At 61.1% G+C, this 5,263-nt stretch carries 6 protein-coding genes; 3 read left to right on the forward strand and 3 right to left on the reverse strand.

Features of this window, described 5'->3' with window-relative positions:
* Both M3I54_RS43360 and M3I54_RS43365 read left to right on the forward strand, forming a co-directional pair.
* Positions 1 to 178: transposase domain-containing protein (locus tag M3I54_RS43360; protein ID WP_254343812.1), on the forward strand; the 178-nt coding region annotated here is incomplete at its 5' end.
* A 116-nt stretch (positions 179 to 294) separates the two neighbouring features.
* Positions 295 to 1,218, forward strand: coding sequence for a LysR family transcriptional regulator (locus tag M3I54_RS43365; protein ID WP_254346527.1), 924 nt, complete (start codon positions 295 to 297; stop codon positions 1,216 to 1,218).
* A 124-nt stretch (positions 1,219 to 1,342) separates the two neighbouring features.
* Here the strand turns inward: M3I54_RS43365 and M3I54_RS43370 are convergent, their stop codons facing one another.
* From M3I54_RS43370 to M3I54_RS43380, 3 genes are read right to left on the reverse strand one after another with little or no spacing between them, the layout of a single operon-like run.
* A complete protein-coding gene (locus M3I54_RS43370) occupies positions 1,343 to 2,329 on the reverse strand; it encodes an ABC transporter permease (protein WP_254346528.1) in 987 nt (328 codons plus the stop codon).
* 12 nt (positions 2,330 to 2,341) lie between these two features.
* A complete protein-coding gene (locus M3I54_RS43375) occupies positions 2,342 to 3,352 on the reverse strand; it encodes an ABC transporter permease (protein WP_254346529.1) in 1,011 nt (336 codons plus the stop codon).
* Positions 3,345 to 4,928 (reverse strand): sugar ABC transporter ATP-binding protein, encoded by a 1,584-nt coding sequence (locus tag M3I54_RS43380; RefSeq protein WP_254346536.1) that lies wholly within the window; start codon positions 4,926 to 4,928, stop codon positions 3,345 to 3,347. Before M3I54_RS43380 ends, M3I54_RS43375 begins: the two co-directional genes overlap by 8 nt.
* A gap of 138 nt (positions 4,929 to 5,066) precedes the next feature.
* On the opposite strand from M3I54_RS43380, the gene M3I54_RS43385 reads away from it, so the two are divergent.
* On the forward strand, positions 5,067 to 5,263 hold a 197-nt coding region (locus M3I54_RS43385; RefSeq protein ID WP_254341894.1), incomplete at its 3' end, for a transposase.

The following is a 5,263-nucleotide window of genomic DNA, read 5'->3' on the forward strand; positions in this document are numbered from 1 at the left end:
CACCGTCGAAGGCGCGAACGCGAGCGCCAATCTCTATACGCTCGTCGAGACCTGCAAGGCAAACAGCATCGATCCCTACCGGTACCTCACCTGGCTGTTCCAACACCTGCCTCTGGCGAAAACCGTCGACGACTACGACGCGTTGCTTCCCTGGAAAATGCCGGCGGACCTCCGCTGACCCGCATCACTATCACACCTCACGCGCTCCGCTACCATACTCTGAAGGGCGTCGTTCGTGGATCGCATACAAAAAATCAGCCTTGATTGTTCCAGCACTATCAAATCGAGGAGACGATGGACCGCCTGACCCAGATTCAGTTGTTCGTGCTTACTGCGGACCTTGGCAGCTTGTCCAGGGCCGCTGAGCAACTCGATATGTCTAACGCTGCCGCGAGTCGCACGCTGAGTCTGCTCGAAGAGCAACTCGGCACGCGTCTGATTGAACGCACGACGCGAAGAATGTGGCTCACCGACGCCGGCCGGGAATATCACCGGCGATGCGGGCTGGTGCTTTCCGAGCTGGCAGAGGCGGACTCGATCGCCGCCGATGAGAGCGTAAGTCCCCGAGGGGTACTTCGTGTCACGAGCTCCGTGTCGTTTGCGATGATGCATCTGGCGCCGGCGCTGCCTGACTTCCTGAAGCGCTACCCCAATCTGTCGGTCCAGTTGACTGCAGCGAACCGGTACCACAACTTCATCGAGGCTGGTATCGACATTGCCATCCGCACCAAGGAACACGAGGGAGATTCTGGAATCACTGTTCGACGGCTTGCCGAAACCCGACGTGTGCTCGCCGCGTCGCCTGACTATCTCTCGACGCACGGTCGGCCGCAAACTCCACAGGACCTGGGGCAACACCGGATGCTGATCTACAACCTGTCGGTTGACCCGCATCAGCTCCATCTGCGCCGCGGGGAGGACGAATGCACCGTATCCATCTCGAGCGCGCTCGATTCGAACGAAGGGCAGGTCATCGTGGCTGCCGGGCGGGCGGGTCTGGGCATCGTCATCCAGCCGATGTACATCATTCACGACGACATCGTCGCAGGACGACTCGTCCCCGTCCTGGAAGACTGGCAACTGCCAAAGCTCACGATCAATCTTGCCTACCAGAGCCGCCGATACCAGCCGGCAAAGATCCGGGTCTTCAGCGAATTTCTTGTCGAGCGCGTCAGGTCGCAGCAACTCGAGAAGCGCTGGATGACGTTCGCTCCCTAAACCAGCAGTATCCGCACCATACCTTGGATTCGCAGACTCTCTGACGCGCAAGTCGCTTCCACACCAGAATGCCGACGTACGTTGCAGCACGCCGGCATTCTCACAACCGCCGGTTCGCACTCCGTCAGGCGCTCGCGCCTTTCGCGGAGCGGGCCCGGGCCAGGCGTGCCAACGGATTGGCCAGCACGCTGCCCAGACGGCCGTCGAGCAGCACGACCATCAGAAGAAGCAGACCATTGACCAGCAGTATCTGGGTCGAGGTCGCATTGAGCAGGCCGAGACCGTTGTTGAGCACCGTGAGGATCAACACGCCAACTGCCACGCCAAGTGGCGACCCGATTCCCCCCTCAAGTGCCACGCCGCCCACAATGGCCGCTGACGCCGCCTGGAGCAGGATATTGCTGCCCATCGTTGCAGACGCGGTGGCAAGGCTAAGCGACAGCAGACCACCACCGAGCGCGGAAAGGCTGCCAGAGATCGCAAAGCCCACCGTCAGGGCAGCCCCGACTCGCGCGCCGCTCTGAACGGCAGCCTTCCGGTGTCCACCTGCCGCGTAGATGTCCCGACCGAGCGTGGTGAATCGCAAAAACAGCGATACGACCACATAGCAGAAGATGGTAATCAGGCTACGCGGGGAGAAGATGCCAAAGATGTTCTGATCCAGGAAGTCGCTCACATCGAGATTCGCCCAGCTCAGGACGCGCCCGCCCGCTAACCAGTAACCGACGCCCGTGAGGAACATCATCGAACCGACGGTTGTGACAAGCGACGAGACGCCAAGCCAGGGCAAAAGCGCTGCGTTCGCGATACCCACCACGATCCCGAAACAGACGGCATAGATCAGGCCAAGCACCGCACTATCGCCGCCAAACTTCACGGTGATCAGGCCCGCGACCGTCGCAAGCGCCGCCACACTGAGGTCGAACTCACCGGCGACCATCGTCACCGACAAGCCCAGCGCTACGATGCCGAGGAAAGCGAACGCCTGGAAAATCGCGTACAGGTTGGCCGCTGAGAAGAAGTGATCGACGGTCAGGCCGAAGTACACGGGCATGCCGATTAGCAGGACCGAACGAATCACAAGATTCAGAAGACGTTGAGATTGATTCATTTCGCTCTCCGCTTATTTTTTGCTGGGCCCGAGACGGGCGAGCAATGCACCGAACACGACCGCCCCCAGCACCACCATGCCTTTGACGACCAATTGATACTCGTAGCTCACGCCGCTCACGAGCAGGATGTTACTGATCACGGCGAGGAAGATGGCGCCGGTAACCGCGTCCGAGATCTGGCCGCGTCCGCCCCGGATCGAGATACCACCGACCAGAACTGCGGCGATTGCGTTGAAGTCGAGGTCGACTCCGTATGTGAGATTGCCTTGCGCCGACGACGATGCGATGAGCGACCCGGCAAGCGCCGCCGCCGCACCGGCAAATCCGTAGCAGAACAGGGTGGCCGCCATCAGGCGCAGACCCGCGACGCGAGCAACCTCCGAACGCATGCCAATGAGCCTGATCTCCCGTCCGATACGCGTCTTCTGGAGTATGAAACTCCCGATGATCACGAAAACGGCGAGCACGATGATCTGGGTCGGCAACCAGCCAAAGAGCTTGCCTTGACCAAGCCAGGTTGCATCGCCATCTCCGATGATGGTAAGGCCGCCGGTATAGAGCACGCCCGCGCCGAGAATGATGGAAGAGGTTGCGATCGTCGTGATGATCGGATTGGCCCGGCCCAGCGCGATGATGGCGCCCTGCACAATGCCTATCGCCAGGCCAGCAAGCACGACTGCGAGAACGGTTACGCCTAGCCCGAGGTGGATCAATGCAGCGAACATTACCGTTGAAACCGCAGCCGTCGCGCCCATCGAGAGCATGAACAGATTGCCGCTCAGTGTGACGAGCGCCATCCCGACTGCACCGACTCCGACTGCGGCAACCGAGTACATCAGCGACTGGACGTTGCCGAATTCGGTGAAGTGAGGAACGACGCCCGCTGCAACGATGATCAGCAATAGCGTTGCAACGCGGATGGAGCCCGCATGAATACTCGTGCTGCCGAACAGTGCCGAAGCCCAGCGCCTATAGAATGTAGGAGAAGCCTGGATAGAGGGTTCAAGAGCGGTTTTATGCATGGCCAGCCTCCACGCGTTGAGTTCTGAACGAAGCGTGGCCACCCGCCGCTTCGCCCCCACCTGCGACGATGTCATGCAGGACCGTATCGCCATCGATTTCGTGTCGCGGCTTGCGACGCACCATCTGGCCTCGGAAAATCGTCACCACCGTATCCGCGAGTTCGAGGATTTCCTCAAGGTCGGTCGAGTAGAAAACCACGGCCAGGCCGTCGTCCGCCATCTTCCGCAGGGTCGAATAGATTTCGCTGCGTGCCCCGATATCCACACCGCGCGTCGGCTCGTTCAGCAGCAGGAGCTTCGGCGCGAGCGCCGCCGCCTTGGCGAGCGAAACCTTCTGCTGGTTTCCGCCGCTCAGGGTGGAAACCTCGTGCCGCAGTCGCTTCGCATCTATCGCAAACATCCCGGCGAGACGCATAGCTTCCGCGGCCTCAGCTGCGCGCTGCATGACGCCGGCGCGGCTGAATTTCGACATCACCGATGCAGTGATGTTGATACCGATCGGAGCGTCAAGAAACACGCCCTTGTCGGCCCGGTCCTCGGCCACGTAACCGACACCGCAACGAAGCGCGCTTCGCACGCTGTCGATCTTTGCGACCTCACCGTCGAGCCTCACAGACCTGGAGATGTCGCCACGCAGTCCGGCAAGCGCCTCGACTACCGTCTCGGCTCCCGATCCAAGCTGCCCGACGACCGCCACGATCTCGCCAGGCGCGACATCGACGCTGAGGGCTTTCAGCTTGTCGTCAACGCTCAGATTCGTGACAGACAGGCGCGGCCGCAGGGATGCGCGTCCTTCAGTGGCCTTGACCGGATGACGTACGAGCTCCCGGCCAATCATCGCCTTCACTACCTCGCCGGTGGTCATGTCTGCGGTCTTGCTCGTGATGACGTGCTGGCCGTTCCGGAAAACCGTGATCCGGTCGGTCAGGGCAAAGACCTCATCGAGTCGATGGCTGACGAAAATCATCGCCGTCCCCTGGTCCCGCAGACGTCGTGCAACATCAAATACGCGCACAATTTCGGCGTCCGACAGCGTGGCAGTCGGTTCGTCGAGCAGCAGGACCTTCGCCTGGCGAGACATGCCGCGCGCAATCTCGACCAGCTGGCACTCAGCGAGACTCAGTCGCGATGCCGGACTGTCCAGCTTGACATGGGAAAGGCCAACCGAATCGAGGTGCGCTCGGACCGTGTCACGGTAGCGGCCCCGCAGGTAAATCTCGCGCTGGTCCGCACCGCCCAGGAGGATGTTATCGAGCACCGAGAGCGTGGGAACAATCGCGAGCTCCTGGTGGACAATCGAGATCAGCTTGGGGTCGGTGCGATGGCCGAGCTTGAGCGGCTGACCATCCACGGTAATCGAGCCATCGTCCGGCTCGACAAGTCCGCCGAGGATCTTGATGAACGTGCTCTTGCCTGCGCCGTTCTCGCCACAAAGGGCGTGGATTTCGCCGGGCGCGAGTTCGAGGCTCACGCCGGTCAGTGCCTTCACGCCGCCGTAGTGCTTCGTGAGGTTCAGGGCGCTGAGCAAGCTCGGCGTTTCAACGGCAGCACCGCCGCTGGTCGGGTCTTGTAGCATTGTCTTCCTCCAATGGAGGATCGGTCTGTCGCCTCGCCGATCCACCTGTCGTCCTGCATCCACCGTATTGCGTCGCGACACCATGTACTGAACCGCCCCGGGATTTCCGGAGGCTCCACTTCTTGAGAAAATGGAGCTATGGAAAACACCAAGAAGAAGTCCCCAAGGTACTCGCCGGAAGTTCGTGAGCGGGCTGTGCGAATGGTACTGGAACATCAGGGCGACCACGAATCGCAATGGAAAGTGATCGCCTCGATCGCAGCGAAGCTGGGCTGCTCGGGCGAGACGCTGCGTAGCTGGGTGCGCAAGGAAGAGCGGGATCGGGGTTTGCGCCC

Source organism: Paraburkholderia sp. CNPSo 3274 (assembly GCF_024206475.1).
Lineage (GTDB): Bacteria > Pseudomonadota > Gammaproteobacteria > Burkholderiales > Burkholderiaceae > Paraburkholderia.